This window comes from Nocardia sp. NPDC050630, from assembly GCF_044457245.1.
In the GTDB taxonomy this organism is placed as follows: Bacteria; Actinomycetota; Actinomycetes; order Mycobacteriales; family Mycobacteriaceae; genus Nocardia.
The window spans coordinates 393122-419344 of the sequence record NZ_JBITGN010000001.1; the positions used below are offsets into that span (position 1 = coordinate 393122).

At 65.3% G+C, this 26223-nt stretch carries 29 protein-coding genes; 17 read left to right on the top strand and 12 right to left on the bottom strand.

Annotated features, from left to right (window positions below; all coding sequences use genetic code 11):
- Positions 1-6: 6 nt before the first annotated feature.
- The 7 genes from ACIBG0_RS01595 to ACIBG0_RS01625 all read left to right on the top strand — a co-directional run bounded on the left by ACIBG0_RS01595 (position 7) and on the right by ACIBG0_RS01625 (position 6181).
- The gene (locus tag ACIBG0_RS01595) at positions 7-1530 is read left to right on the top strand and encodes a long-chain fatty acid--CoA ligase (protein WP_397028245.1); all 1524 of its coding nucleotides are present in this window, start codon (positions 7-9) and stop codon (positions 1528-1530) included.
- 150 nt (positions 1531-1680) lie between these two features.
- The gene (locus ACIBG0_RS01600) at positions 1681-2511 is read left to right on the top strand and encodes an SDR family oxidoreductase (RefSeq protein ID WP_397028247.1); all 831 of its coding nucleotides are present in this window, start codon (positions 1681-1683) and stop codon (positions 2509-2511) included.
- 153 nt (positions 2512-2664) lie between these two features.
- Positions 2665-3861: an NAD(P)/FAD-dependent oxidoreductase gene (locus tag ACIBG0_RS01605; protein WP_397028249.1), complete on the top strand. Its 1197-nt coding sequence runs from the start codon at positions 2665-2667 to the stop codon at positions 3859-3861.
- A gap of 47 nt (positions 3862-3908) precedes the next feature.
- Complete coding sequence (locus ACIBG0_RS01610) at positions 3909-4103, top strand: ferredoxin (RefSeq protein WP_397028250.1); 195 nt, start codon at positions 3909-3911, stop codon at positions 4101-4103.
- A gap of 25 nt (positions 4104-4128) precedes the next feature.
- Entirely contained in the window at positions 4129-5346 is a 1218-nt protein-coding gene (locus tag ACIBG0_RS01615) for a cytochrome P450 (RefSeq protein WP_397028252.1), read from the top strand.
- A 61-nt stretch (positions 5347-5407) separates the two neighbouring features.
- The gene (locus tag ACIBG0_RS01620) at positions 5408-5584 is read left to right on the top strand and encodes a hypothetical protein (RefSeq protein ID WP_397030255.1); all 177 of its coding nucleotides are present in this window, start codon (positions 5408-5410) and stop codon (positions 5582-5584) included.
- Between the two features lie 21 nt (positions 5585-5605).
- Positions 5606-6181, top strand: coding sequence for an amidohydrolase family protein (locus ACIBG0_RS01625; protein ID WP_397028254.1), 576 nt, complete (start codon positions 5606-5608; stop codon positions 6179-6181).
- Positions 6182-6637: 456 nt separating this feature from the next.
- Here ACIBG0_RS01625 and ACIBG0_RS01630 read toward each other — a convergent pair whose 3' ends face one another.
- Complete coding sequence (locus tag ACIBG0_RS01630; protein WP_397028256.1) at positions 6638-7375, bottom strand: SDR family NAD(P)-dependent oxidoreductase; 738 nt, start codon at positions 7373-7375, stop codon at positions 6638-6640.
- A 39-nt stretch (positions 7376-7414) separates the two neighbouring features.
- A complete protein-coding gene (locus tag ACIBG0_RS01635; RefSeq protein WP_364342383.1) occupies positions 7415-7795 on the bottom strand; it encodes a carboxymuconolactone decarboxylase family protein in 381 nt (126 codons plus the stop codon).
- Between the two features lie 196 nt (positions 7796-7991).
- Between ACIBG0_RS01635 and ACIBG0_RS01640 the strand changes: the two genes are divergently transcribed.
- The 5 genes from ACIBG0_RS01640 to ACIBG0_RS01660 all read left to right on the top strand — a co-directional run bounded on the left by ACIBG0_RS01640 (position 7992) and on the right by ACIBG0_RS01660 (position 12349).
- Positions 7992-9623, top strand: coding sequence for a flavin-containing monooxygenase (locus ACIBG0_RS01640; RefSeq protein WP_397028258.1), 1632 nt, complete (start codon positions 7992-7994; stop codon positions 9621-9623).
- 42 nt (positions 9624-9665) lie between these two features.
- A complete protein-coding gene (locus ACIBG0_RS01645; RefSeq protein ID WP_397028260.1) occupies positions 9666-10064 on the top strand; it encodes a nuclear transport factor 2 family protein in 399 nt (132 codons plus the stop codon).
- A gap of 42 nt (positions 10065-10106) precedes the next feature.
- The gene (locus ACIBG0_RS01650; protein ID WP_397028262.1) at positions 10107-10505 is read left to right on the top strand and encodes a nuclear transport factor 2 family protein; all 399 of its coding nucleotides are present in this window, start codon (positions 10107-10109) and stop codon (positions 10503-10505) included.
- Between the two features lie 16 nt (positions 10506-10521).
- Positions 10522-11559, top strand: a complete 1038-nt coding sequence (locus tag ACIBG0_RS01655; protein WP_397028264.1) for a cyclase family protein — start codon at positions 10522-10524, stop codon at positions 11557-11559.
- 97 nt (positions 11560-11656) lie between these two features.
- Positions 11657-12349, top strand: a complete 693-nt coding sequence (locus ACIBG0_RS01660) for a TetR/AcrR family transcriptional regulator (RefSeq protein WP_397028265.1) — start codon at positions 11657-11659, stop codon at positions 12347-12349.
- A gap of 51 nt (positions 12350-12400) precedes the next feature.
- Here the strand turns inward: ACIBG0_RS01660 and ACIBG0_RS01665 are convergent, their stop codons facing one another.
- Both ACIBG0_RS01665 and ACIBG0_RS01670 read right to left on the bottom strand, forming a co-directional pair.
- A complete protein-coding gene (locus ACIBG0_RS01665; RefSeq protein ID WP_397028267.1) occupies positions 12401-13330 on the bottom strand; it encodes an SDR family NAD(P)-dependent oxidoreductase in 930 nt (309 codons plus the stop codon).
- Positions 13331-13414: 84 nt separating this feature from the next.
- Positions 13415-14212, bottom strand: a complete 798-nt coding sequence (locus tag ACIBG0_RS01670; protein ID WP_397028269.1) for an enoyl-CoA hydratase/isomerase family protein — start codon at positions 14210-14212, stop codon at positions 13415-13417.
- Positions 14213-14300: 88 nt separating this feature from the next.
- Between ACIBG0_RS01670 and ACIBG0_RS01675 the strand changes: the two genes are divergently transcribed.
- The 4 genes from ACIBG0_RS01675 to bfr all read left to right on the top strand — a co-directional run bounded on the left by ACIBG0_RS01675 (position 14301) and on the right by bfr (position 17454).
- Positions 14301-15053 carry an SDR family NAD(P)-dependent oxidoreductase gene (locus tag ACIBG0_RS01675; RefSeq protein WP_397028271.1) on the top strand — a complete coding sequence of 251 codons (753 nt, stop codon included), beginning with the start codon at positions 14301-14303 and terminating at the stop codon, positions 15051-15053.
- Between the two features lie 170 nt (positions 15054-15223).
- Positions 15224-16201: an NAD(P)H-dependent flavin oxidoreductase gene (locus ACIBG0_RS01680; RefSeq protein WP_397028273.1), complete on the top strand. Its 978-nt coding sequence runs from the start codon at positions 15224-15226 to the stop codon at positions 16199-16201.
- A 484-nt stretch (positions 16202-16685) separates the two neighbouring features.
- On the top strand, positions 16686-16910 hold the full coding sequence (locus tag ACIBG0_RS01685) for a bacterioferritin-associated ferredoxin (protein WP_397028274.1): 225 nt from the start codon (positions 16686-16688) through the stop codon (positions 16908-16910).
- Positions 16911-16971: 61 nt separating this feature from the next.
- Positions 16972-17454 carry a bacterioferritin gene (bfr, locus tag ACIBG0_RS01690; protein WP_397028275.1) on the top strand — a complete coding sequence of 161 codons (483 nt, stop codon included), beginning with the start codon at positions 16972-16974 and terminating at the stop codon, positions 17452-17454.
- Positions 17455-17518: 64 nt separating this feature from the next.
- On the opposite strand, the gene ACIBG0_RS01695 is transcribed toward bfr, so the two are convergent.
- A complete protein-coding gene (locus ACIBG0_RS01695; RefSeq protein WP_397028276.1) occupies positions 17519-18013 on the bottom strand; it encodes a hypothetical protein in 495 nt (164 codons plus the stop codon).
- A 650-nt stretch (positions 18014-18663) separates the two neighbouring features.
- On the opposite strand from ACIBG0_RS01695, the gene ACIBG0_RS01700 reads away from it, so the two are divergent.
- Positions 18664-19119 carry an NUDIX hydrolase gene (locus tag ACIBG0_RS01700; RefSeq protein WP_397028278.1) on the top strand — a complete coding sequence of 152 codons (456 nt, stop codon included), beginning with the start codon at positions 18664-18666 and terminating at the stop codon, positions 19117-19119.
- A 130-nt stretch (positions 19120-19249) separates the two neighbouring features.
- On the opposite strand, the gene ACIBG0_RS01705 is transcribed toward ACIBG0_RS01700, so the two are convergent.
- Genes ACIBG0_RS01705 through ACIBG0_RS01735 form a run of 7 tightly spaced genes read right to left on the bottom strand, consistent with a single transcriptional unit; the run spans position 19250 to position 26223 of the window.
- On the bottom strand, positions 19250-19981 hold the full coding sequence (locus tag ACIBG0_RS01705; RefSeq protein ID WP_397028280.1) for a DUF6390 family protein: 732 nt from the start codon (positions 19979-19981) through the stop codon (positions 19250-19252).
- Positions 19981-21087, bottom strand: coding sequence for a HoxN/HupN/NixA family nickel/cobalt transporter (locus tag ACIBG0_RS01710; RefSeq protein ID WP_397028282.1), 1107 nt, complete (start codon positions 21085-21087; stop codon positions 19981-19983). Before ACIBG0_RS01710 ends, ACIBG0_RS01705 begins: the two co-directional genes overlap by 1 nt.
- A gap of 48 nt (positions 21088-21135) precedes the next feature.
- Positions 21136-22224: a hydrogenase expression/formation protein HypE gene (hypE, locus tag ACIBG0_RS01715; protein ID WP_397028283.1), complete on the bottom strand. Its 1089-nt coding sequence runs from the start codon at positions 22222-22224 to the stop codon at positions 21136-21138.
- Positions 22217-23329 carry a hydrogenase formation protein HypD gene (gene hypD / locus ACIBG0_RS01720; protein ID WP_397028285.1) on the bottom strand — a complete coding sequence of 371 codons (1113 nt, stop codon included), beginning with the start codon at positions 23327-23329 and terminating at the stop codon, positions 22217-22219. Before hypD ends, hypE begins: the two co-directional genes overlap by 8 nt.
- Positions 23326-23691 carry a HypC/HybG/HupF family hydrogenase formation chaperone gene (locus ACIBG0_RS01725; RefSeq protein WP_397028287.1) on the bottom strand — a complete coding sequence of 122 codons (366 nt, stop codon included), beginning with the start codon at positions 23689-23691 and terminating at the stop codon, positions 23326-23328. Before ACIBG0_RS01725 ends, hypD begins: the two co-directional genes overlap by 4 nt.
- 16 nt (positions 23692-23707) lie before the next feature.
- Positions 23708-25981, bottom strand: a complete 2274-nt coding sequence (gene hypF / locus ACIBG0_RS01730; RefSeq protein WP_397028289.1) for a carbamoyltransferase HypF — start codon at positions 25979-25981, stop codon at positions 23708-23710.
- Positions 25978-26223, bottom strand: coding sequence for a HypC/HybG/HupF family hydrogenase formation chaperone (locus tag ACIBG0_RS01735; protein ID WP_397028291.1), 246 nt, complete (start codon positions 26221-26223; stop codon positions 25978-25980). The genes hypF and ACIBG0_RS01735 overlap by 4 nt, the downstream gene beginning before the upstream one ends.

A 26223-nucleotide genomic window follows, 5' to 3' on the forward strand; every position in this document is an offset into this window, starting at 1 on the left:
CCGTGAATGTTCAACTTCGCCGCCGTATTCGACCGGAACGCGCAACAATACGCAGCCGAAATCGCACTGTCCGAAGGCGATCGGGCCCTGACCTACGCCGAGTTGCGCGCCCGAGTGCACGCGCTGGCGCTCGCACTGCGTGAGCTGGGAGTCGCACCGGGCGATATCGTCGCCGTGCTGCTGTACAACCGCACTGAATTCGTCGAAACCATGCTCGCTGCCAATCACATCGGCGCCGCGATCATGCCGCTCAACTATCGGTTGTCCCCGGCGGAATGGCAGTACATTATCGAGCATTCGAATGCCGGTGCCATCGTGACGGAGTCGGAGTTCACCACGACCATCGACGCATTGGTCCCCTCGTTGCCGCAGCTGCGCCACCGCGTGACGCTCGATGCCGCACCTGATTCGTCATGGCTGGAATACGACGCACTGGTCGGACCGAATATCGGCCGGACGACGGACGTGGTCGATGTGGAAGCCGATGCGCTGCAACGACTTATGTACACATCGGGCACGACCTCGCGCCCGAAGGGCGTAATGATCTCCCACCAGAACCTGACCTGGAAGAATCTCGCGCATATCCTTGAGTTCTCGCTGACCCCCGCGGATAACACCCTGGTGTGCGGCCCGCTCTACCATGTAGGCGGAATGGATCTGCCGGGTCTGGCCACCTTCCACGCGGGTGGGCGGCTCAGTCTGATTCGCCGTTTCGACGCCGCCGCGGTCATGGACGCGATCGAACGGCTGCGCCCGACCAATGTCTGGCTGGCACCGTCGATGATGAATGCCCTACTGCAACTGCCCGATATCGCCGATCGCGACACCTCATCGATTCGCTTCATCACCGGCGGTGGCGAGAAGATGCCGATTCCCTTGCTCGACCGGATCGCCGATGCGTTTCCGGGTGTCTGGTTCGCCGACGCGTACGGTCTGACCGAAACCGTCTCCGGCGATACCGTCAACGATGCCGAGCACATGCGATCGAAGGTCGGCTCGGTCGGGCGGCCGGTGGCCGATGTCGAGGTCGCCATTGTCGACGAGCGCGGTACCCGTGTTCCGGCCGGACAACTCGGTGAGATCGTCATCCGCGGGCCCAAGGTGACGTCGGGCTACTGGCGTGACGAGGCGGCCACCCGCTCGGCCCTGCGCAACGGATGGTTCCACACCGGCGATATCGGCCGCCTCGATGAAGACGGCTACCTCTACATCGAGGACCGCAAGAAGGACATGATCGTCTCGGGTGGGGAGAATATCGCCACCCCGGAGGTCGAGCGGGTGCTCTACGAGAATCCGGATGTCGTCGAGGCGGCGGTCGTCGGCATACCCCACCCGCGCTGGGGCGAGGTGCCGAAGGCTTTCGTGGTGCTGCGCGCCGGTAGCCGCTTCGACGCCGAGGCGCTCAAAGATTTCTGTCGCACCCGCCTGGCCAAATACAAAGTGCCCGCGGAGATCGAGCGCATCGACACCTTGCCGAGAACCCCCTCCGGGAAGGTGCTCAAACGCGTATTGCGCGATGGGACCGCCTGAGCGCATACAGTCGCCGCGATTTCCATGCGAGAACCTTGCTCTCCTGATTCGTAATCAGCGATACCGTCATACGCTCAACTGAGTTACCGAAGTGGCACACTCCGCATCGAGGGCTGTTGGCCAGCCCTGCGCCGACAACAGGAGGATCGGATGACGACAGTAGGTATCGCGACCGGCGCAGGCCGGGGCATGGGCAATTCATGTGCGCAGCGCATGGTGGACATGGTGGACGTGCTGCTGCTCGTCGACCGAGACGAGGCGACGGTGACCGCGGCGGCCGAGGAACTGGACCAGGCCGGGCGCGCGAGCGTCGAACCGTTCGTCCTCGATATCACCGACGTCGACGGGTTGGCCCGACTCGGGGCGCGCACAAGCGAACTCGGCACACTGCGTGCGGTCGCGCACGCGGCGGGCATCTCACCGAGCATGGCGGATTGGCGCCGGATCTTCGAAGTCGACCTGATCGGCACGGCTCGGCTGGTCGAGGCGCTACGGCCGCTCGCCACGATCGGCACAGCGCTGGTGTGCTTCGCGTCCATGTCGCCGCTGCTCGATCCCAGCGTTCCCGACCCCGCCGCATTGGCGATCCTGGACGAGCCGCTCGACAAGAAGTTCCTGGAGCGCTTGCGCGAGACGCTCGGTGGATCCATCGAGAACACCGGCATCGCCTACAGCTGGGCCAAGCGCGGTGTGCACAGGTTCGTTCGGCAGGAGGCGCTGCGCCTCGGTCCGGCCGGCGCGCGCATCTGTTCGGTATCGCCGGGCATTATCGCCACTCCGCAGGGCAAACAGGAAGCCGAAAAGCATCCGATCATGGGCAGGCTGGTCGAGGGCACGCCGCTGCGGCGGATGGGCAAATCGGGTGAGGTGGCCGCGGTAGTCGCCTTCGCGCTGTCCGACCAAGCCAGCTTCCTCAATGGCATCGACCTGCTCGTCGACGGCGGCGCGTATGCCGCTGTGCAGGTCGCGGCCGAGAAATAGGTTCACTCTTTATCGGGCTCGGCCACTCATAGCCGAGTCCGGTCCGTATTGCTGGTATTGATTGTACCGACCGATAGGTCTAACATTCGATTATTGCCTGGCACGAGGCAGTCGAACGGAGTCGTAGATGAGGTTTGTTCGCGAGGTAGTCGCGTGACCGCGCCGGACGGTGTGCTGGTAGTCGGTGCGTCGGCGGCCGGACTGTCGACGGTCGAATCACTGCGGCGCAAGGGTTTTCATGGTGCGATAACAGTGCTCGGCGATGAGCCGCATGCGCCCTACGATCGGCCGCCGCTGTCCAAGCAGGTGCTTTCTGGTGTGTGGGAGCCGGACCGGGCCGCGCTGCGCAAACAGGAGATGCTGGCGGCGTTGGATGCCGAATTCGTACTCGGGGCCGCGGCGACGGGATTGGATCCGACGACCCGAACCGTGCGCACTGCTACCGGGCACGAATTGCGGGCGGAGGCGGTCGTACTTTCCACGGGAATGCGTGCGCGCACGTTGCCCGGCCAGGACGGCCTGACCGGCGTGCACGTATTGCGCACACTCGACGACGCACTGGCGCTTCGGGCGGATCTACTGATCGGCTCGCGATTGGTCGTCGTCGGCGAGGGCGTCCTCGGTGCCGAAATCGCCGCCACCGCACGTACGCTCGGGTTGGACGTGACCATGACCGGCCCGCAGCCGGCCCCCATGGCTGTGCAGGTCGGGCCCATGGTGTCGAAACTGTTGGCGGACTTGCACACCGAGCGCGGTGTGCGACTGCGGCTCGGCACCGGTGTCATCGGCCTGGACGGCGTGGACGGCCGGGTTACCGGCGTGCGGCTCGGCACCGGCGAGGTGCTGCCCGCCGATGTGGTGGTGGTCGCGATCGGCGCGGCCCCGGCAACCGACTGGCTGAAAGACAGTGGGCTGCGGCTGGATAACGGTGTGGTCTGCGATTCCCGCTGCCGCGCCGCCGAGGGTATCTACGCCGTCGGTGATCTTGCGCGGTGGCATCACGAGCTATTCGGCGAGATGATCCGCCTGGAGAACCGGACCAATGCCACCGAGCAGGCCGCGGCCGTCGCGGGGGTGATCATGGGGGAGGACCAGCCATACGTGCCGGTGCCCTACTTCTGGACCGATCAATTCGACGTGAAGATCCAAGTGCACGGCAGGCTTCCCATCGGCGCCGAGGTCGACATCGTCGACGGTGACCCGGCCGGCGGAAGGTTCGTCGCGCGCTACCGCGATGCGGGTGTCGTCACCGGCGTCCTCGGCTGGAATATGCCCAAACAGACTCGCCTGCGCCGACAGGACATCGTCGATGCGCTCGCGAGTCCGGCGGCCACCAGCGCTGCGCCCTGATTGCCTTCAGCCCCAGTCCAATTCACCAAAAGACCAGGAGAGACTCGATGAAGGTTGTCATCGACGAAGACAAGTGCGTCGCGGCCGGACAATGTGTCGCCGCCGCTGCCGAGGTGTTCGACCAGCGCGACGAGGACGGCATCGTGGTGCTGCTGAACGAACACCCGTCGGCCGACCAGGCCGAGGACGTCCGTCAGGCGGCGGCCGTCTGTCCCGCGATGGCGATCTCCATCGAGGAATGAAATGTCGACCCAAGGAGAGCCGATCATGGCCGAGACCGTGGATATCCCCGAGTACCCGACGCCGCGAGATGCCAAGTGCCCCTTCCTTCCGCCGCCGGAATTGCGCGAACTGCACACCGCCGGTCTGCCGCTGTCGCGGGTGCGCACCTGGGATGGCCGGACTCCATGGCTCATCGCCTCGCATGCCGCTCAGCGACAGGTCATGGCCGATCCGCGGGTCAGCGCCAACGACCATCTACCCGGATTTCCGTATATGACCCCGGCCATCGCGGAGACGATCCACGACCGGCCCAAGACGCTGTTCGACACCGACGGCGCCGAGCATGCGCGGTTGCGCCGGATGCTGACGAACTCGTTCACCCGCGGGCGGATGGAGAAGGTTCGCCCGGCGATCCAGCGGGTAACCGACGAACTCATCGATAAGATGCTGGCTGGCCCGAATCCGACCGATCTGGTGGAGGCGCTCTCGCTGCCGCTGCCGTCGCTGATGATCTGTGAGCTGCTCGGTGTGCCGTATGAGGATCACGACTTCTTCGAGGAACACGCCAAGATCACCAATGGTCGGGAGGTGACCCCCGAGGAGAACAACGCCTCGAATGCGGCGCTCGGCGCCTATCTGGGCAAGCTGATCGTGGCCAAGATGGAAAACCCTGAAGAGGACGTGGTCTCCGACCTCGCGACCCGGGTCAAGGCGGGCGAGCTGGATATGCCCGGCGCCACCATCATGAGCATGATCATGCTCATCGCCGGTCACGAGACCAGCGCGAATATGATCACGCTCGCGACCGCGCTACTGCTGCAGAATCCGGATCAGCTGGCGCTGCTGCGCGAAACCGAGGATAAGAAGGTCATCGCGGGCGCGGTCGAGGAATTGCTGCGCTATCTGACCATCCCGCATCTGCTGCAGCGGCGCATCGCCACCGAAGATATCGAGGTCGAAGGCCACACGATCCGAGCGGGGGAGGGCATCATCAGTTCGTTGCCCGCGGCCAACTTCGACCCGAAGGCCTTCCCCGAGCCCGAGAAGCTCGATCTGCGGCGCGAGGCGCGTCATCATCACGCGTTCGGCTGGGGCCCGCACCAGTGCATCGGCCAGCAGCTCGCGCGCATCGAACTCGAGGTCGTATTCGGTACCCTCTACCGCCGTATCCCGAGGCTGCGGCTGGGCGTCGACTTCGATCAGCTGCGGTTCAAGGGTGATTCGCTCGCCTACGGCATCTACGAACTGCCTATTGCCTGGTAGCGAACAGTATCCTCATTCGACGGCGTCGATGCCGCCGCGATGTTCCCGGCTCCGTCGCTTCGTGCTGTTCACCGACGACCACGAATTGTCGATGGCGCGCGCGTCGACAACGATTCCATTGCCGGGCGCTAGCTACGATCCAGACAATGGCACCCGCAAGAGCTACCGGTTGCGCAAATTCGCCCGCTCGAATCAAGGCAATTGCGTCAATCAACGCCCGATCGTCGACGAAGGGTAGCGGGTCGAGTCCAAGGACCGCATGCGCCCGACCGCCGCCATCCCCGTCACCGATGTTCCGGACGCGGTCGCCGAGATCGAACGCTGTGCCCGCGCCGGACTCGGGACCATCCTGCTGCCGGAGCTTCCGCCGGTGCTGTGCTGGTCGCGGCATTACGACCCGATTTGGGCGGCCGCGCAGGCCAACGGCATGCCGGTGTTCTTCCATGTCGTCACCGGCGGGGTTCGGTCAACGAGAAACCTCGGAACGGCGGTCACCGTCAAGGGGCCGATGATGGCGGTCAATATAGGCAAGGGGCAGCTCACCGATGACATGGTGGCGGGCCCGACCATGCGCGTCGGCAATACCGCCTCGGCGATTCCACAGGGCATCATCGCCGATCTGGTCGGCGCTGGCGTGTGTGAACGCATTCCGAATCTGCACTTCGACCTGGTTGAGTGCAGCGCGGGCTGGCCCGTCTCGTCTCTGGGCGTGATGGACCGCTCGTGGCGGTCGGGCACCGGACAGGACCCGGACTGGTGGCTCGGGACGACACCCGCTCACCGAAGGATCAGCCGACCATGGGATGGCTGCAATGCCAAATGCCATGGCCGCTGAAGTGAATACGTACAGCGCCAGATCCACGTCCAGTTCGCCGATGACCCGACCGCCGTCAAGGCCCGTCACATCACCGGGTTGTCAACGATCATGTGGGGCAACGACTACCCGCACGCCGAGGGACTTTCCGCGGCAGCGCCGAATGCATTGCCGAGAATTTCGAAAGGTTCCCGATGACGATCGCGCGGCCATCCTGGGCGGCACCCTCGCCGATATCGTCGGCTTCGACAAGTCCAAAGCTCGCGGAGGTTCCCGAGGGCGTCTGACCCGCGCTCGCATGCCCGGAGCGTGGCCACTCCAGGCACGTCGCGTTGTCAGTTGACCCGCGTCGGCCGGATTCGCCGACAGATCCACGCCATTCGGGAACCACCATGGCGCCCTTGCCGGCGAGCAGGAGTGTCGAGCACTCCCAGCTGGAGGGGGAAGCGAACCCGGCTTCATCGGCGGGTCGAGCTGTCAGAACAGGTAGCGTCCGCCGTTCACGCTGAGCGTTTGTCCCGTGACGTAACCGGCTTCGTCGGAGGCGAGGTAGGCGACCGCGTGGCCGATGTCCTCCGGTTGCCCGGCCCGCTTCATCGGCATATGCGCCGCCGCCGCTTCCACATCGATGGTCTGGCGGGTCAGCGGGGTGTCGATGAATCCGGGCGGCACGTGGTTGACCGTGATTCCCTGTTCGATGAACTCGACCGCAAGCGCCTTCGTCAGGCCGATCACGCCACCCTTGGATGCCGCGTAGTGGGCCATGCCCGGGGCTCCGGTCTGCGCGGATGATGAGGAGATATTGATGATCCGGCCCCATCCGGCCGCGAGCATGTCGGGGATCAGCGCCTTCGTGACCAGGAAGGGACCCTTGAGATTGATCCCGATCATCCGATCCCAGGATTCCTCGGCCAAGCTCGTGAAGGGCTCGTATGTGGTGATTCCGGCATTGTTGACCAGCACGGTGACGGGTCCGAGCTCGGCGTGGGTGCGGGCTGCCGACTCGGCGATGGCGTCGGCATTCGCCGCGTCGCCCGCCACCGCGATGGCTGTACCGGCCGCCTCGCGGATCGCGGCGGCGGTCTTCTCGGCGTTTTCGAGGTTCAGATCCCAGATCGCGACCGCGGCGCCTTTGGCCGCGAGTACCGTCGCGATCGACTTGCCGATCCCGCTACCGCCGCCGGTGACGACGGCGATCTTGCCTGCAAGTGACATTTTTCGTTCCTTTGCGTCGAAATCGGTTGCCGGGCTGGGCTATTCACCCAGTGCGGCCCGGGCGGCGGTACGTGCCGCAGTCGCGCGCGGGAACCCGGCATAGCCGCTGGAGTGGTAGATGACCTCGGCGATCTCGTCCTTGGTAAGTCCGTTGGTCAAGCCGATTCGGACGTGGTGGCCGAATTCGTTCTCGGCTCCGAGTGCGATCAGGATGCCGAGGGTGACCAGGCTGCGATCGCGTGGCGTGAGCCCCTCTCGGCCCCACAGCTGGGCCCAGACGCTGACCAGACCGATCTCGACGAGGTCCTCGCCGATCTGGCCGTCACGCAGGTCGATATCGCCCTCGGGAAAGACGCCGGGTAGGGCCGCGCGCATCACCGCGAGGCCCTCGGTACGCAAGTCGGTGTCCTTGGTTGTCATCAGCGACTCCCATCGCATTCTGTGGTGCTACAGGTTGTCGGCAATCTTAGAACAATCGGTCGGTACAATCAATGCTGGCGAGGCTGTTGATTCCGCTCGGATTCGCCTCTAGTCTCGTGACCAACGTCATAGACCGACCGGTCGAAACATCTTTGGCGTCGTACAGCAGGCGACCCATTCGAGAATTGGAGAACGTATGAGTGGATCGGCGAACGCCGCTGGTACGACGTCCGACGCCGTCGACGTCCTGGTGGTCGGCGCGGGCGTGACGGGTATCTATCAGCTGTACCGCGCCCGCGCGGAGGGCTTCACGGTCGAACTGCTCGAGGCGGGCGACGGCGTCGGCGGGACCTGGTACTGGAACCGCTATCCAGAGGCGCGTTTCGACTCCGAGAGCTACACCTACGGCTACCTGTTCTCCAAGGAACTGTGGGAAGAGTGGGAGTGGTCGGAGCGGTTCACCGGCCAGCCGGAGAACGAACGCTACTTCAACTTCGTGGTCGACCGATTCGATCTGCGCCGCCACATTCGATTCGGCGCTCGGGTGATCGCCGCGGAATTCGACGAGTCGGCCGGGATATGGACGGTGCGCACCGACGACGGCGCCGAGCATCACGCGCGCTTCCTCATCGCCGCGACCGGTGTGCTCTCGGTGCCGTTCATCCCGGAGGTGCCCGGACGCGAGAGCTTCGGCGGCCAACAGCATCACACCGGCCGCTGGCCCAAGACTCCGGTCGATTTCACCGGCAAGCGCGTCGCCATCATCGGCACCGGATCCAGTGGCGTGCAGATCGTTCCGGCCATCGCCGACCAGGTCGCCGCGTTGACGGTGTACCAGCGGACTCCGGACTGGTGCACGCCGCTGAACAACGCGCCGCTCACCCCGCGGGAACGGGCCGAGATCAAGGCCGACTTCGAACGCATCCGCGAGACGCTGAACACCTCGCCGAGCGGATTCCTGCATGACCTGCCCAGCCGCTTTTCCACCGACGATACGGCCGAACAGCGGCAGGCCTTCTTCGAAAAGATGTGGAACAGCCCAGGCTTCACGAAGTTGACCGAAAACTACATCGACTTCACGACCAACCCCGAAGTGAATAAGGAATTCTGCGAATTCATCGCGAACAAGATTCGCGGCATCGTCACCGATCCCGAGACCGCCGAGAAGCTCATCCCGCAGGACCACATCTACGCCGGTCGGCGTCCACCCTTCGTGACCGGCTACTTCGAGGCCTACAACAAACCGAACGTTTCGCTCGTCGCGCTCAAACAGACTCCGATCATCCGTATTACCGAGACCGGAATCGAGACGGCCGAAGGCCTACGTGAGTTCGACATCATCATCTGGGCGACCGGCTACGACTTCGGTACCGGTGCGCTCAATCGGCTCGGCGTCCGCGGCCGCAATGGTCTTGCGCTCGAGGACTATTGGGCGGAAGGGCCCAATACCTACCTGGGCGTCGCGACGGCGGGTTTCCCGAACTTCTTCTTCCCCGGCGGACCGCACGGCGCACTCGGCAACAATCCGCGCTACGCCGGTGACCAGGTGGACTGCGTCATCGGGGCGCTGGTCCACGCGCGCGACAACGGTTACGAAGTGATCGAGGTGGACCCCGCCGCGGAGGCGGAGTGGACCGAAACGGTGAACGGCAGCGGATCGCTGTTCTTGGAGAGCAGCTACTTCTTCGGGTCGAACATTCCCGGCAAGGCGGTCAAGCAGCTGCTGAATCCGACCGGGCGGCCCAACCTGCAGCGGCTGATCGCCGAACTCGCCGCGAACGATTACTCGGCATTCATCTTGTCCAAGGTCGAGGAAGCGGCCGCGTAATAGCGATCGAGCAGACAATTCGCGTTCAACGATGGAGAGAAAATGAGCGAATCCAACGAAGCCGGGATCGCGGCCGGTGTCCGTGCGGCGATCGGCGCCCATACCCAGGCCCAGGATGCGGGGCAGGCCGATGAAATCGTGGCCCTGTACGCGTCCGACGGGGTGCTAGAGATTCCGGGCATGGACCCGATCAGCGGTCACGACGCATTGCGGGCGGCATTCGAAGGCTGGGCACCGACGGCACCGCAGCGCCACCTCGTGGCCAACACCTTGATCACCGCGGTGAGCGCGGACGAGGCGACGGCCGTCAGTGACGTGGCGTTCTTCCAGCGCGGTGACACGGGGTGGGCGGTGCAGGTCGTCGGTCGATATGAGGACACGCTGCGCCACAGCGACGGCGCCTGGCTGTTCCAGCACCGCAAGACGACATACCTGACCTAGCAGCGCTGAATCCACCAGAAGCAGAACATCTTTGGAGAATCAATGAGCGAGTCCACCCAGGCGCAGGTCGCGCACGGGGTCCACACCGCCATCGCCGCATACGCGCATGCGCTCGATGACGGGCGAACCGACGATATCGTCGCGCTGTTCAGCCCGGATGGTGTCAGCGAGATCATGGGCGTCGGCACCTTCGAGGGCCACGAAGCCATCCGTCAGGTCTATGCCGGATTGCTGCCGACCCAACCGCAGCGGCACCTGGTGGCCAACACCGTCATCACCTCCTGGTCCGAGGATGCGGCGACCGCCAGCAGCGACCTGGTCTTCCTGCAGCGCGGCGAATCGGGTTGGGCCGTGCTGATCGCGGGCCGCTATGAGGACACCCTGCGTCGCGATGACGGCGCGTGGCGGTTCCAGCACCGCAAGACCACCTACGTGATGTGAGAGATAGGAGCAACCCGTGACCAAACGGTGGAAGCAACGCCCGCCCGGCTCGAACTGGGGCGATTTCGGCGACGACGATGAGTTGGGGCGGGTCAACCTGCTCACCCCGGAGAAGGTTTTGCAGGGGGTGCGCGAGGTCGAACACGGCATCACCTTCAGCCTGAGCCTACCGCTGGACTATCCGGGCGGTACCGCGCTGAACCAGCGGCGGTATCCGCCGATCCTGCGACCCACCGAGGATCTGGCGCACAACCAGGACACCTTCTACAACGTCGTCGCGCGTGACAAGATCGCCCCGAGCTTCATCGATCTGTGGAGCGACGACGTGGTGACGCTCTGGCTGCAGTATTCGACGCAGTGGGACTCGCTGGCGCATCAGGGCGCATTGTTCGACGCGGACGGTGACGGTGTCGCGGAACCGGTGTACTACAACGGTTTTCGCCCCGGGACCGATATCGTCGGTCCGCAGCAGGACGCCAAGGGTGACGGCAGCGGAAGTGTCTCCTTCGCCAAGCACCTCGGCTGCGAGCACATGGCCGCGCACGGCATGCAGGGCCGCGGCGTCCTGATCGACGTGTCGCACCTCGGGAGCGACTGGCAGCCGGTCGATTTGAAGATGCTCGAAGACATCATGGCGAAGGACAATGTCGTCGTGGAACCGGGCGACATGTTGCTGCTGCACACCGGGTTCGCCACCCAGGTTCTCGCCTGGGAGAAGAATCCGGGCCCAGAGGTCCAGGCCATGTATCCCTACCTCGATGCGACGGATGAGTCGCTGTTGGAGTGGATCGCCGAATCGCAGATCTCGGCGCTCGTCTCGGACAACTACGCGGTCGAGGGCTGGGCACCGGACAGCGAGACCCCGCACACGCTGCTGCCGATCCACAACCTGTGCCTGTTCAAGCTCGGCATCCCGCTCGGTGAACTGTGGTACACCGAGGAATTGGCGACCTGGCTGCGCGAACATCAGCGCAGCCGCTTCTTGCTGACTGCGCCGCCATTGCGCCTGCCCGGCACGATGGGCAGCCCGCTGACCCCGGTCGCGACCGTCTGACGCGGGCCGCCGGAATCCAGGGTTCGGTTCGGTGCAGGTGAGGCGCGAAGCCTGACCTGCACCGAACTGTTGTCGTTCGATGGAAGGGAGCGCGGCGATGCCTACCACGCGTACCGAACGCGCGAAAACCGCCCGCTACCACCGCAAGCGGGAGCAAGTGGTGGATGTGGCAGTCGAGCTCTTCTCGAAGAACGGCTATGCGAGCACCGGGGTCGCCGATATCGGCACCGCCGCCGGATTGGCCCGCGGCGCGCTGTACTACTACATCGGTTCCAAGGAAGAGTTGCTGGCCGAGATCCACGACCGCGTAATGGATCCGCTGCTCACCGAGGCTTCGGCGATCGTCCGGCTGGATATCGGTTTCCGGACCCGGCTGCGATTGCTCTCGGAATCGCTACTGCGCCAGATCGTGCACCGACAAGATCATGTGTGGGTCTTTCTGCACGAGCACCACCAACTGCAGGGTGAATACCGCACTCGATTCCGGGCCAAGCGCCAGCGTTTCGAATCGCAGATCCGCGATGTGCTCGCCGACGGGCATCGGCAAGGCCAGCTGCGGGTTCGGGATCTGGAGCTGACCACACTCGCGTACCTGAACCTGCACAACTACACGTATCAGTGGGTGGGGCGACGCGCGGATCTGAAGGTGGACGAGCTCGCTCGCTTCTATTGCGAGATCTTTTTGAATGGAATCCTGGTCGAGCGGGTCGACGAGTCGGCGGCCGAAGCCGAACTGGCGCATGGCCGTTCCGTGCTCGGTGTGCTGCTCGCGAAGGGGCTCGATCACTAGCGAGCAAGCCCGTCGCTTGCCTACAGGGTGCGGCAAGCGACGGGCCGCTGCCTAACTCTGTGTCATCTGAGCGAACTGATGCTTCAGGAATGTGGCGGACCAATTCATCAGGTCCGTCGGCACGTAGTAGTCGGTCTCGTCATTGATCGTCGCCCAGTGCGCGGCGACTTCCTCGATCGTGGCCGGGCCCGGGGCCAGATACCCTTCGGTTGAAGCGAGGAACAGCCGCGCGAAGCGGCCCGCCCCCGCAGTGTAGATCTCGCCGTTGACCGGACAGTTTTCGTGCGCCAGGAAGGCGGCCATCGGAGCCACCGACTCCGATGGCATGACCGCGGCGGCAGCCGCGGCATTCTCGTCGCTATCGGGATCGCCACCGGCCATGCGGGTATAGGCCGCGGGCGCAAGCAGATTCACCTTGATCCCGTGCGGTTCACCCGCCAGCTTCGCGCTGCGCGCCAGGCCGATGAGGCCCGCCTTCGCCGTCGCGTACGGCAGGTTGACGTCCATGCCGAAGATGCCGCTAGAGGTGGTCAGCACGACCCGGCCGTAGCTCTGGTTCAGGAAATGCGGCCACGCGGCCTTCATGGTGTTGAACGAGCCGAGCAGATGTACGGCAAGGTGCCGCTCGACATTGTCCAGGTCGACATCGGGCAGCCCCGCGTACCTGACGATCCCCGCGTTATTGATCAGAATATCGATGCGGCCGAACCGGTCCACCGCAGTGTCGATGATCGCCTGGGCTCCGGCCGGTGTCGAGACGTCGTTGCCGTCGGCCACGGCCGAACCGCCCGCCGCGATGATGCCGTCGACAACCGCCTGGGCCGTTGTGGTGTCGGCGCCCTCGCCCTCGATCGATCCGCCGAGGTCGTTCACGACGACACTGGCTCCGCGTTCGGCCAGGAGCCGGGCGTGGGCTCGCCCGATGCCGCGACCCGCGCCGGTAACCACCGCAACGCGGCCCTCGAAACTCAACTCACTCATTCGCGACTCCTGTCGTACTCCATTGTCGATCGGTGGCCCCGGTCACCGTATTTTAGACCAATCGGTCAGTACATACAATGAAAGTCAGCGGCCCTGGAAGGTGGCCTTGCGCGGGCCGTCCTCGACGAAGCTGCGCAGGCCGTGCTGTCCGTCCGCACTGGCGAAGCATCGGGTGATCAGGTCGGCCTCCAGTGCCAGCCCGTCCTCGATCGACATGCCGAAGCCGTCATCGATCGCCTGTTTGGCGTATCTGAGTGCGAGCGGGCCGCGGGCGTAGGAGAGGCCTCGCGCTACGGCGGCGTCGAACGCATCGGCGTCGTCGAGTAGTTGGTCGATGAGGCCGATGCGCAAGGCCTCCTCCGCGCGCACCAGGCGTCCGGTGAGGATCAGATCCTTCGCGCCGGCTATTCCGATAATCCGCGAAAGGCGTTGCGTCCCACCGGAGCCGGGCATGATCCCGAGCGTGATCTCGGGTAGGCCGAGGACCGCGCCGCGACCGCCGATGCGGAAGTCGGCGGCCAGTGCGAGCTCGCAGCCGCCGCCCAGCGCGTAGCCGTTGATCGCCGCGATCGTGATCTGCGGAGCCGTCGCCAGGGCATGGAATGCGTGTTGCAGCACGCGGTTTCGTCGACCGAACGCCGCTGAGGACAGGCCGCGCATCTCCTTCACGTCGGCACCGGCCGCGAAGTGTTCGCCGCCGGTGATCACGACCGCCCGATAGATGGTGCTGCTGTGCAGTTCCGCCGCGGCGGTTTCGAGCAGATCCCACATCTCCTGGTCGAGTGCGTTCACCGGATGGCGCTCGATGCGCAGGATGGCCAGTCGCTCGTCGACGGGGTGTGGCTCGAGCCCGACCTTTGCGGGTGCTGGATTGCTGCTCACTATTCGATGCCTCCGTTGATGTGCTACGTTCACGGTTGAGTGTACCGACCGGTCGAAGAATTTATCGGTGGATGGACGGTGAGATGCAATGGGTATGGGGCATGCCGACGTATCGGGGCGACGTGTAGTCATTACCGGCGCCGGACGCGGCCTGGGGCAGGTGCTCGCGACCGCCTTCGATGCCGCGGGGGCGCAGCTGGGAGTGGTCGCGCGATCGGAAAACGCGCTGCGCGAAGTGGCCGACTCCCTGCGGGGTGACCCGTTGGTGTGCGCCGGCGATGTCCGTGACGACGAGTTCAACGACACCGTCGCCGAACGCATGGTCGAACGCTTCGGCGGCGTCGACGTGTGGATCTGCAATGCCGGTGTGTCACCAGAGGTTTCGGAGGTGACGCAGACCAAGCCCGCCGTCTGGCGCGACATCATCGACGTGAACCTGACCGGGACCTTCCTCGGCGCGCGTGCGGCGGCGGCGGTGATGGGGGAGGGCGGCCGGATCATCGTCACGGGTTCGGTCATCGGTCAGCGGCCGCGTGCCGGACTGTCCGCATACGCGGCCTCCAAGAGCGGTTCCCATGCACTTGTCCAGGCATTGGCACAGGAACTCGGACCACGTGCGATCACCGTCAATGCGGTGGCGCTCGGCTGGTTCGACACCGGGATGGGAGCGCACTGGCACCGCGATGCCGAGCGCGAGAACGATATCGTCGGCCATACCGCCCTCCGGCGTTGGGGAACTCCCGCCGACTTGCCCGGCATCTATCTGTTCCTGGCCGCCGAATCCTCGGCCTACGTCACGGGCGCCACGATTACGGTCGACGGCGGATATTCACTGATGTGAGCATTGCCCAGCGCGCTACACCGCAGCACTGGCGCGGTGCTGGAACCTGCGGATATTCGGGGATTCGGTACAGCATCCGCGGTTCCCGGGTGTAATAAAGTATCCTGATTTCTATCGCGGCCGCCCCGAGCAGTGCATTCCCGACTACCGGCCGTGTTCGAGGAGATTCCATGAGCGTGCCGCCCGTTCTGTGTGACCGACTGCGTCTGCCCGTAATCGCGTCCCCGATGTTCATCGTGTCGAATCCGGAATTGGTGATCGCCCAGTCGACCGCGGGCATAGTCGGATCGTTCCCCTCACTCAATGCGCGGCCGGAATCCGAACTCCGGCACTGGCTCACCCGGATCACCGAGGCACTCGCCGAATTCGATGCCGAACATCCGGACACCCCGAGTGCGCCGTATGCCGTGAACCTGATCGTGCACAAGACCAACGACCGGCTCGACCACGATCTGGCAGTGGTCGAGGAATTCCGCGTCCCCATCGTGATCACCTCGCTCGGTGCTCGGCCCGAGGTCAATGACCGCATCCACGCCTACGGCGGCATCGTGCTGCACGATGTGATCAACAATGTCTTCGCCCGCAAGGCCGTCGACAAAGGCGCGGACGGACTCATCGCCGTGGCAGCGGGCGCGGGCGGTCATGCCGGAACCCAGTCGCCGTTCGCCCTGATCCAGGAGATCCGGAGTTGGTTCGATGGACCGCTGGTGCTGTCCGGATCGATCGCACACGGCAACTCGGTATTGGCAGCCCAGGCGGCGGGAGCCGACTTCGCTTATATCGGGTCGACGTTCATCGCCACCGACGAGGCGAACGCGGCGCCCGACTACAAACAGATGATCGTCGATTCGACCGCCTCGGACATCGTTTACAGCAACCTCTTCACCGGTGTGCACGGCAACTACCTGCGTGGCAGCATCATCGCCGCCGGACTCGACCCCGACGCGCTTCCCGGATCCGACTCCGCGGCAATGAATTTCGCCGGTGGCAGTGCGAAGGATGCGAAGGCATGGCGTGATGTTTGGGGTGCCGGTCATGGCATCGGCTGCGTCGACGCGGTGCGCCCGGCGGCTGCCGTCATCGAACGCCTCATCGAGGAGTACGAGACGGCCCGGACCCGGCTTTCGGCCGTGCCCGTCCCTTCGTGACGGCGTGCGCAGGGGACTCCGCGCGCCGGTCGACTGGTGAGTCTTTGCGTAACTGTCATGTCGCTGGGTATGGCGGGTTATGAGGGCTGGTAGCGAAGAAGGTGAGATCGTCATGATGATGGATATGTTCTGGATGGCCGTGAACTTTCTGCGGTCCATGATGGGCATGTAGTCCCGCGCCACATCCAAGGCCGGTTCCTGCCGCAGCAAGGGCCGGCCGACTCCTATCCTTCCTCGGCCGCAGGGTGAAAGATCTCCTCGATTCCGCGTCCGATGCCGCCGATGAGCATGGCGCCAGAACTGTTCGATGCGGCGATACAGCAACTGCGCGTCCTCTTCGGACAGCCCGACTCGTCCGCGGCATCAGGTAAGGGTGGCTCATGACGGGCCTCGAATAGTGCCGAGAGGCTATTGACAAGAATCGGCATGAGGGTGCTATACATTAGGGGAGGCTTACCTCTTTAGATGAGGCTAACCTCGTGAAGTGTCCCGCTCGCACAATGAGGCATCCGTGTACGTCTGTATCTGCAACGCCGTCTCCGAGTCGGATGTGCACAGCTGTGTCGCCGCAGGCGCCAGCTCGACCGCGCAGGTCAAAAAGGCGTGCGGTTGGAAGCCCGGCTGCGGTAGCTGCACCCGTCGCCTTTCGGAGCTGGTCGGCCGGGCCTGCGCGGCCCCTGCCCAAGCCATCGAGGCGCCCGCGGCATAGCCCGACACGATAGGCCGTCCTTACCGATTCGCCGGTTGTGAGCTGTGACACGATCACATTCATGGAAGGCGATAAGGAAATCATCTCAGTGCTCAATGAGCAGCTGACAGCCGAACTGACGGCCATCAATCAGTACTTCCTGCACGCCAAAATGCAGGAGAACTGGGGTTTCACAAAACTTGCCAAGCACACCCGCCACGAGTCCATCGATGAGATGAAGCATGCGGAGGTGCTGACTGATCGCATCCTCTTTCTGGAGGGTCTGCCCAACTATCAGAAGCTGAACCCGCTGCGCATCGGCCAGACCGTCCCCGAACAACTGCGGGCGGATCTGAAGATCGAGATGGAGGCGGTGGATCGGCTGCGCGGCGGTATCGAGCTGATGCGCTCGCGCGGTGATGTCACCTCCGCGCGCATCTTCGAGTCCATCCTCGAGGATGAGGAATCGCACGTCGACTACCTGGAGACCGAACTCGACCTGATCGAGAAGCTGGGCGAGCAACTGTACCTGCAGCGTTATACCGACATCCCCGACGGCGACTGACATCGTCACCGGTTCCGGTCGGTCGATCGTGCGCCCGGAACCGGTGCTTATCCGATGCCACCGGTCAGCGGATCGGCTGCGTGACGGCCGTGTGTTCGTCGTTGACCAGGTGGAATGCGATCGCGAGGTCATCGATGACCGCCTGCCACGCCGCCTGGCTGCCCTCCCCGCGGGGATCGCGGGCCAGCGCGAGCAAAGTCGTCGCGGCATCCACGGCCTGAACCGCGGCAGCCAATAGCGCTGGCACGGGAGTCGGGGCATTTCGGGAGGCGAGTGTGGCGATGTTGTGACGCAGCCACCGCGCGTCGAACTGTGCCTGCGCCGATACATCGCCCACGGCGTCTTGCTCCGCGGTCGCGGCCATCGACCAGGGGCCCATGTACTGCCCGAGAGGCGCCTGGATTACCAAGTCCCGCAGCTCACTACTGATCAAGCCGTGTAGCCGACCCGCTAGTTCGGCGCGGTCGACTGGCGGATCGGCCGACCAGCCGGAAGCGGTGTGCTCTACGTCGGCCTGCAATACCGCCAGCACTGCTCGTAATTGCGCAGCTGTTGCCACCTACGCCCCTCTCCGTCGTTCATTCCGAGCTACCGTTGTGCGACAACACTTCGTGGACCCAAACGAACTACTTCGAACCCTCCCGGCACCATTCGCTGCGCGGCCGTTCGCGTCGAAACGCCCCTCACCCGACGGTAAGTGCAGCCATGACGATACAGAAGCAGACAATATCGAGCTACCGACAAGCGGTAGCCAATATTCGCTGTACCCGATCGAAGTGAGTGTGGGTTCCGGACCGGGCGAGATCGAGGGGCCGCCGCACCGGCTTGGGATCGCCCACAACCGCTGGATCGGCCAGCGTTGTGTTCGACCGGATTCGTCGTCCGCAGCGCGCGGGGGCGAGGACCGGTCGCCGACGCACAGGCCTGGCGCGGCGGTCGAGGCGAAGCGGGACATCGTCGTGGGCCGAGGTTCCGCACAGTGGTAGTGCGAACCCCAGCATGGCGTCAGGTCGGAGTGAAACCAGGGCGTTCAACACTTGAAACCGATCTGGTTGAAAACCGGGGCGGTTCGCTTCCTCGGCGTGCAACCGGGCGAAATCAATTGCGCGAACGCACCTCTGATGCCTGCTGTCGTGCGGCAGGCCTGCAGGTTAATATTGGGATGATTGCTTTCACCCGAATGCGGCGCGTCCGCACGACCGAAGGCTGGTGAGTCCGCCGATGTCGGTGTCGATGTTCGATGAGGCGCTTCCGCGCGGCGAACGTGATGGGGTCGGCCTGCGCGTCGGTGCGATCATCGACCGAGGTGGGGAAGTTCTGCTACTGGAGGCCCACAGCACAGGGCCGCTCCCACTCACCCGCAAGCTTCCGGGTGCCACCGTGGAACCGGGCGAATCGGTCTCCGCCGCACTGATTCGCGGCGTCCGCGAAGAGACCGGTCTGACCGTCACCGGCATCGGCCACCACATCGGCGATTTCGACTACCTGTCGCCGGCCGGAAAGCCGGTGCGGCGCTTGCATTTCGCCGTTGAAGTGGCGGCCACGAGCCCGATCGTCTTGTCCGCCCACGCGGATTACGTGTGGGCACCCCTGGACGGAGAGCTGCTCGTGACGCCATCCATCCGCGGCATCCTCGAGGCCTACAAGGATCTCCTGCTCCACTGAGCGGTCTTTCGATACTCGATCTGGGTTGTGCCAGTGGGGTTCTCATGCGGTGGCCGATCGGTCGAACTCCTCGTACCACACTGAACAAGAGCCTGATCCGAGAGCTCGCATACTCACGGCGCTACGAACATCAGTGGGGGACTGCCGCCAAACGTCGATTCGTCACGCGCAGTTGCCGTTGTGTGCTGTCGATCAGATCGTCGACTTGCTGGGCCGTCAACTGCCCGCACGGCTGTCCCCAGTGCAGCGCGATATCGTCCCCTGGCGCCGCATCCGGTAGCGCGGCGTAGCCGTCGGTCCACACCGGGATGGTGCGCCGTATCGTCTCCGACAGTGCCAGGTGTGCGCCGTCCCAGCGCAACCGGCGGGTCGCGACAGTGAGGTCGTCGCGGTGGCGATCGAGTACCGTCGCGGCGGTGATGCGGCAGTTGTCGAGGATTTCCAAGGGCTGGTCGCCGCCGATGGCGGCCAGCAGCCTGGTCCACGGGTAGACACCGAAGACGTGGAAGCTGTGGTTCGCGGCCGCTTCCGGGGCGAGGTCGGGTCCCAGATGGGACCAGTACACACCCGCGATCGGGGCGATCAGTCGCAGCAATTCGGCAAGGAATTCGGGGCCGTCCAGCTCGGCGCCGATGCCTCCACCCAGCCAATAGGATGCGACCAGTCGCTCATCGAGCGGGTCGGCAATGCCGGTCATGCGCGACATGGCCCGCAGGTAGGGCCATGCGCCGGAGAAGCCGCGCGCCAGGATGCGCACCCGCTCGCCATCGCGTTCACGCAGGGCCGCGGTGTGCTCGGGCCCGCAGTAGCCGAGGTGGTTGGGCGCGTACGCGTAGCGCGCGAACATCTCCACACCGTCCATCAGGTCGATTCCTCCGATAGCGTTGCGCTCCACCGGCTTTCGATGTCGCCGTAATGCCAGATCGCGAATGCGGTGGCCCAGGTGAATGCGAAGAGGCCAACGATGATGAAGCCCATCGTGGCGAGGTCCAGGCCGCCGATCCAGGCGAGCACCCCATTGGTGACATCGAGTTTCTCGGTGAGGATGGAGATGAGCTCCTGGACACCGATCAGCAGCGCCACCGCGACCGAGAGCCCGGTGACCACGATGTTGTAGTAGATCTTGCGGATCGGTCCGGCGAAAGCCCAGCCGTAGGCGTAGTTCATGAACGCGCCGTCCAGCGCGTCGAACAGCGACATGCCCGCCGAGAACAGAACGGGCAGAACGAGAATCGCGTACCAGGGCAGCCCGGTGGCGGCCGCGCCTGCGGCGATCACCAGCAGACCCACCTCGGTGACGGTGTCGAATCCGAGCCCGAACAACACCCCTACCGGATACATCTGCCACGGCTTGCGCACCGCGCGCACGACCGGCGCCAGGACCCGGTTGAGTAGGCCACGGGAGTCCAGTGCGCGCTCGAGTTGTTCTTCGCTGTAGCCGCCGCGTCGCATAGCGCGCAAGACTTGCCAAATCCCGATCAGCGCGGTCAGGTTCAGCAGTCCGATGAGGATCAGGAAGGTGCCCGAGACCGATGTCCCGAATACTCCGGTCCACCGCTGCAATCGCGAGTCCTCGTCTTGCAGGTTCCGCGCCAGCGCGGTAACTCCGAGGGCCAGCAGCCCGACGAGAACGAAGACGACGGTGGAGTGGCCCAAGGAGAACCAGAAGCCGACCGCGAGCGGTTTCTGCTTGTCCGCCACGAGTTTTCGGGTGGTGTTGTCGATCGCCGCGATATGGTCGGCGTCGAAGGCGTGTCTCATACCCAGCGTGTAGGCGGTGACGCCGAGCCCGACGCCGAATATCGCGCCGTCCACCTCGTAGCCGTCCGGTACGACCAGCGATAGCAGCGTCCCCCATCCCACGATGTGCAGTGTGACGATCGTTGCTGCCATGCCGAGGATGCTGCGACGCTGTCCGCCGTCGAGTCCGGCCCAGGTATCTCGCAGCCTCGTGGTGATTGTCGCCATCCCCACGGTCCCATCTTTTCCACTCGTTCGGCGGACTACCCGCCGTGTTCAACATATTCGCGGAAGTTGTTCTCCTGCGGGTAGGTCGACGACACGGGTACCGCCGAGGGCGGTGCGGGCCACCACCATTCCCGGATGCTCGGCAACGCAATGACCCACGATCGTCGCGCGGGCACCGAGCGGATGCGCACGCATGGCGTCGAGGACACGGTCGGCGTCCGCGGCGGGTACGAATGCGACGAGTTTGCCTTCATTGGCGACATACAGCGGGTCGAGACCGAGCAACCCGCAGGCATCGCGCACCCCGACGGGTACCGGAATCGCCCGTTCGTCGAGTTCGACGCCGACGCTAGCGGCGCGGGCGATCTCGTTGAGTGAGGCGGCCATTCCGCCGCGCGTGGGATCGCGCATCACATGCACATCCGCTCCGGTGGCGAGCATCGCCGCGACCAAGCCGTGCAGCGGTGCGGTATCGCTGCACAGAGTCGTGCCGAACTCGAGGCCCTCCCGGCAGCTCAGCACCGCGATACCGTGCAGTCCGATCTCACCGCTGACCAGCACGATATCGCCGGGTCTCGCCCGCTGGGGACGGATGTCGACGCCTGCTGGCACCAGTCCGATGCCCGCGGTATTGATGAAGATGCCATCGCCGTGCCCGGCGTCGACGACCTTGGTATCGCCGGTGACAAGCCGGACCTCGGCCGCGAGCGCGGCGGTGCCGACGGCTTCGGCTATGTGGGCGATCTCGGCCAGCGCGGTGCCCTCTTCGAGGATGAACGCGGTGGACAGCGCCATCGGTCGGGCACCGGACATCGCCAGATCGTTCACGGTGCCGTTCACGGCGAGGTCACCGATCGAGCCGCCGGGGAACACCAGCGGCTTGACCACGAACGAATCGGTGGAGAACGCCAGCCGCACATTGTCGAGGGTCAGCACCGCCGAATCGCCGAGTTCGGTGTCGGCGGCCGCGCCGAACGCGGGCAGGAACAGGTGCTCGATCAGCTCGCCCGACATCGCACCGCCGCCGCCGTGCCCCATCACGATATTGGGGGCGTCGCGCAGCGGCATGGGGCAGACCCAGCCATCGATGTCGACCGGGGGCGATGCGGCTGCCCCGCTGCCGTTGGTTTCAGGCATGGGCGGCCTCCGCGGGAAGATCGAGGCGCCGGTACAGGTAATACGCGGCACACGCGCCTTCGGAGGAAACCATAGTGGCCCCCAACGGGTTTCGCGGAGTGCACGTCGTGCCGAACGCGGCGCACTCGTGCGGTTTGATCAAACCTTGGAGCACCTCACCGGAACGACATACCGAAGACTCCGCGGTGTGCACATCCCCGACAGAGAAACGATGTTCGGCGTCATACTCCCGATAGCGCGGCGACAGCCGCCACCCGCTGCGGGGGATTACGCCGATGCCGCGCCACGCCCGGTCGGTGACTTCGAAGACGTCCTCGAGCATCGCCTTGGCCGCTGGATTCCCGGCTGCGGCCACCGCGCGTGGATAGGCGTTCTCGACCTCGTGGCGTCCCTGTTCGAGCTGGAGCACGGTGCGCCGGATGCCCTCGAGGATATCCAGCGGTTCGAATCCGGTGACCACCATCGGAACCTTGTATTTCTCGGCCAGCGGCGGGTATTCGCCGGTGCCCATCACCGTGCAGACATGTCCGGCGGCCAGGAATCCCTGGACCCGGCAGCTGGGCGACTCCATGATCGCCGCGATGGCGGGCGGGACGAGGACATGGGAGACCAGCAGGGAGAAATTCTCGATGCCGAGCCGTCGGGCCTGGTACACCGTCATCGCGTTGGCTGGTGCTGTGGTCTCGAATCCGATGCCGAAGAACACCACCTGCCGATCCGGATTGTTCTTGGCCAGTTCCAGCGCGTCCAGTGGCGAGTAGACCACCCGCACGTCCCCGCCTTCGCTCTTGACCCGGAACAGATCCTTGTGGCTGCCGGGTACCCGCAGCATGTCGCCGAAGGAGCAGAAGATCACACCCGGCCGTGCGGCGATCTCGAGTGCCTTGTCGATTACTTCCAGCGGTGTGACGCATACCGGGCAACCCGGCCCGTGGATCATCTCGATCTGATCCGGTAACAGCTGGTCGATGCCGTGGCGGATGATCGAATGTGTCTGTCCGCCACACACTTCCATGATCGACCACCGCTGGCTCGTGGTGGCGCGGATACGGTCGAGCAGGTGCCGTGCAAGCTCGGGATTGCTGAATTCGTCCAGGTATTTCATGACTTCGCCTCCTGGTCGTCGACGGTCGCGCCCGCTGCGGATGCGTCGGAATTGCTCGCCCCGGGCTGCGGGGCTTCGGGGTTGTCGAGTCCGGCCTGCTTCGCCGCGATCGCGAAACCGTCGCCGAACTCCTCCTTCAGTACGCCGAGATGTTCGAACTCGGCCAGCGTCCGCAATGCGGATTCTTCATCCAGTCGTTGGATCGCGAACCCGACGTGCACCACGACGTAATCGCCGACCGCCACGTCCGGGATGTATTGCAGGCACACGTCTTTGTGGACGCCGCCGAAGTCGACCTCCGACATCAGCGTGCCGTCGCGTTCGTTGACGCTGAGCACCTTTCCTGGAACCGCAAGACACATCGCTCGTCTCCTTCACTCACACCGCACCGGCTACCAGGAGCTGACCGAACGCGATCCCGCCGTCGTTCGGTGGCAGTCTGCGATGACTGATGACACGGAATCCGTCGTGCCGAAGCAGACGGGTACAGCTCGACAACAACAGCGCGTTCTGGAACACGCCGCCCGACAGTGCGATCACCGACTCGGGCGCGGCGAATCGCCGTGCCGCGTCGTGCACGAGGTCGGCGACCGCGGCATGGAATCGGGCGCCGATGACCGCGGGCGGTATGCCTACCTCGGCGTCGGCGACGACCTCGGCGAGTACGGGGGCAGGATCGATCCGAGCGGGATCGCCGTCGTGCCAGGCGAACCGGTACCGCCCCGCCGCGGCATCGGCGCCGCGGGCCAGACCTTCGAGTTCGATCGCGGCCTGCGCCTCGTAGTCGACGATGTGCCGCACTCCGGTCAGGGAGGCGACCGCGTCGAACAGCCTGCCCATGCTCGAGGTCGGCGCGCAGCCGAGTCCGGTGTCGAATTGATGTGCGAGCACGGCCCGTTCGGCGTCGGGGCAGGTGTCGACCGAGGCGATGCCGGGGGACCATTCGATGCCCGCGGCGCGCAAATGCGACAGCGCCATCCGATAGGGCTTGCGGACGCTGAGGTCGCCGCCCGCCAAGGGCACATAGGACAGGTGCGCCATGCGCCGGTAGCCCTTGTATCCGGCGACGAGCACCTCACCGCCCCAGACCGCGCCGTCGGGTCCATAGCCGGTGCCGTCGAAGGCGATGCCGAGGACCGTCTGGTTCGCATCGAGGCCGTGCTCGCCCATCACCGCGGCCAGATGCGCGTGATGGTGTTGCACCGTGTGCACCGGTCGGTCGGCCGCGTGCGCACGGGCCCACGCGGTCGAACGGTAGCCGGGGTGGGCGTCGGCGGCGAGTTGGGTCGGGTGCACGCAGGTGAGTTCCTCCAGATGTGCTCGCGCTGTATCGAATGCCTGCAGAGTGGCCAGATCGTCCATATCGCCGATGTGCTGACTGAGCCAGGCGTAGCGCCCGTCGGCGACGGCGCAGGTGTTCTTCAGGTCGGCGCCGACCGCCAGCGTCGGAGGAACCGGGATCGGCAGTGCCAGGGGCAGCGGCGCGTAGCCGCGGGAGCGGCGCACCGGCAGCTCGGCGCCGTCCACGACGCGCACCACCGAATCGTCGCACGGGACGAGAATGCGCCGGTTATGGCTGAGCCAGGCGTCGGCAAGCCCGACGAGGCGGGTGCGGGCATCGGCGTCGTCGTAGCAGATCGGTTCACCGCCGAGATTGCCGGAAGTCATCACCAGCACGTCCGGGCCGGGCGGGTCGCCGGGCAGGCCGAACAACAGCAGATGTAAGGGGGTGTAGGCGAGCATGACTCCGAGGTCGGGGTTGCCGGGGGCGACCGCATCGGCAACTGGCCGTCCGCCGCGCGGCAGCAGGACGATCGGCCGCTGCGGACCGCTCAGCAGGGCCGCGCCGGTGGGATCGATGGTCACGATCCGCGCTGCGGTGTCCAAGTCGGCGACCATGACCGCGAACGGCTTGTCGCCGCGCCGCTTACGGCGACGCAATTCGGCCACGGCCATTGCGTTGCCCGCGTCGCAGGCGAGGTGGTAGCCGCCGATGCCTTTGACCGCGAGAATGCCTCCGGCACAAAGTAATTCGCGCGCCGCGATGATCGGCGAGGCGGGATCGCCCGGCCCGGTGTAGGACAGGGTGGGCCCGCAGTCCGGACAGGCGACGGGCTGGGCGTGGAACCTGCGATCGGCGGGGTCGGCGTATTCGCGGGCGCAGCGCGCGCACATGGCGAAATCGGCCATGGACGTGCGCTCGCGGTCGTAGGGCAGCCCGGCGATGATGGTGAATCGAGGACCGCAATTGGTGCAGTTGACGAAGGGGTGACGGTAGCGGCGGTCGGCGGGATCGCGCAGTTCGCGCGCGCAGTCGGTACAGATCGCCACATCGGGTGAGACCAGGGTGCGTCCGGCGCCGCCGCGCAGGGTGTCGCCGATCAGGAACCCGGTGCCGCCGCGGATTTCGACCGCGGACTGCTCGACCGAGGCGACGGCGGCCAGCGGCGGCGGGGAGTCGTGCAGCCGGCGAATAAACTCCCGCACCGATGCCTCGGCGCCCTCGATCTCGATGACGACGCCGTCGCTGTCGTTGGCGACACGGCCGGTCAGTGCGAGCTCGACGGCCGTGGTGTAGACGAACGGCCGGAATCCGACGCCCTGCACCACGCCGCGCACGAGTAGGCGCCTGCGAACGCGGTCGACGCTCATGGCTGTTCTCCACTGCCCAGCAGGCGCAGCCCGGCCATCGCCCGCTCCGCGCCAGCCGCGTCGGTCTTCTCGATGACGAATCCCATGTGGATGATCACCCAATCACCTGGCGCGGCGGGCTGATCCGCGTCGAGCAGACCGATATTGACCTTGCGCTTCGCACCGGACACCTCGACCACCGCGATCTGCCCGTGGTAGCCGTCCGGAATCTCCACGACCCGCCCTGGTATGCCAAGGCACAT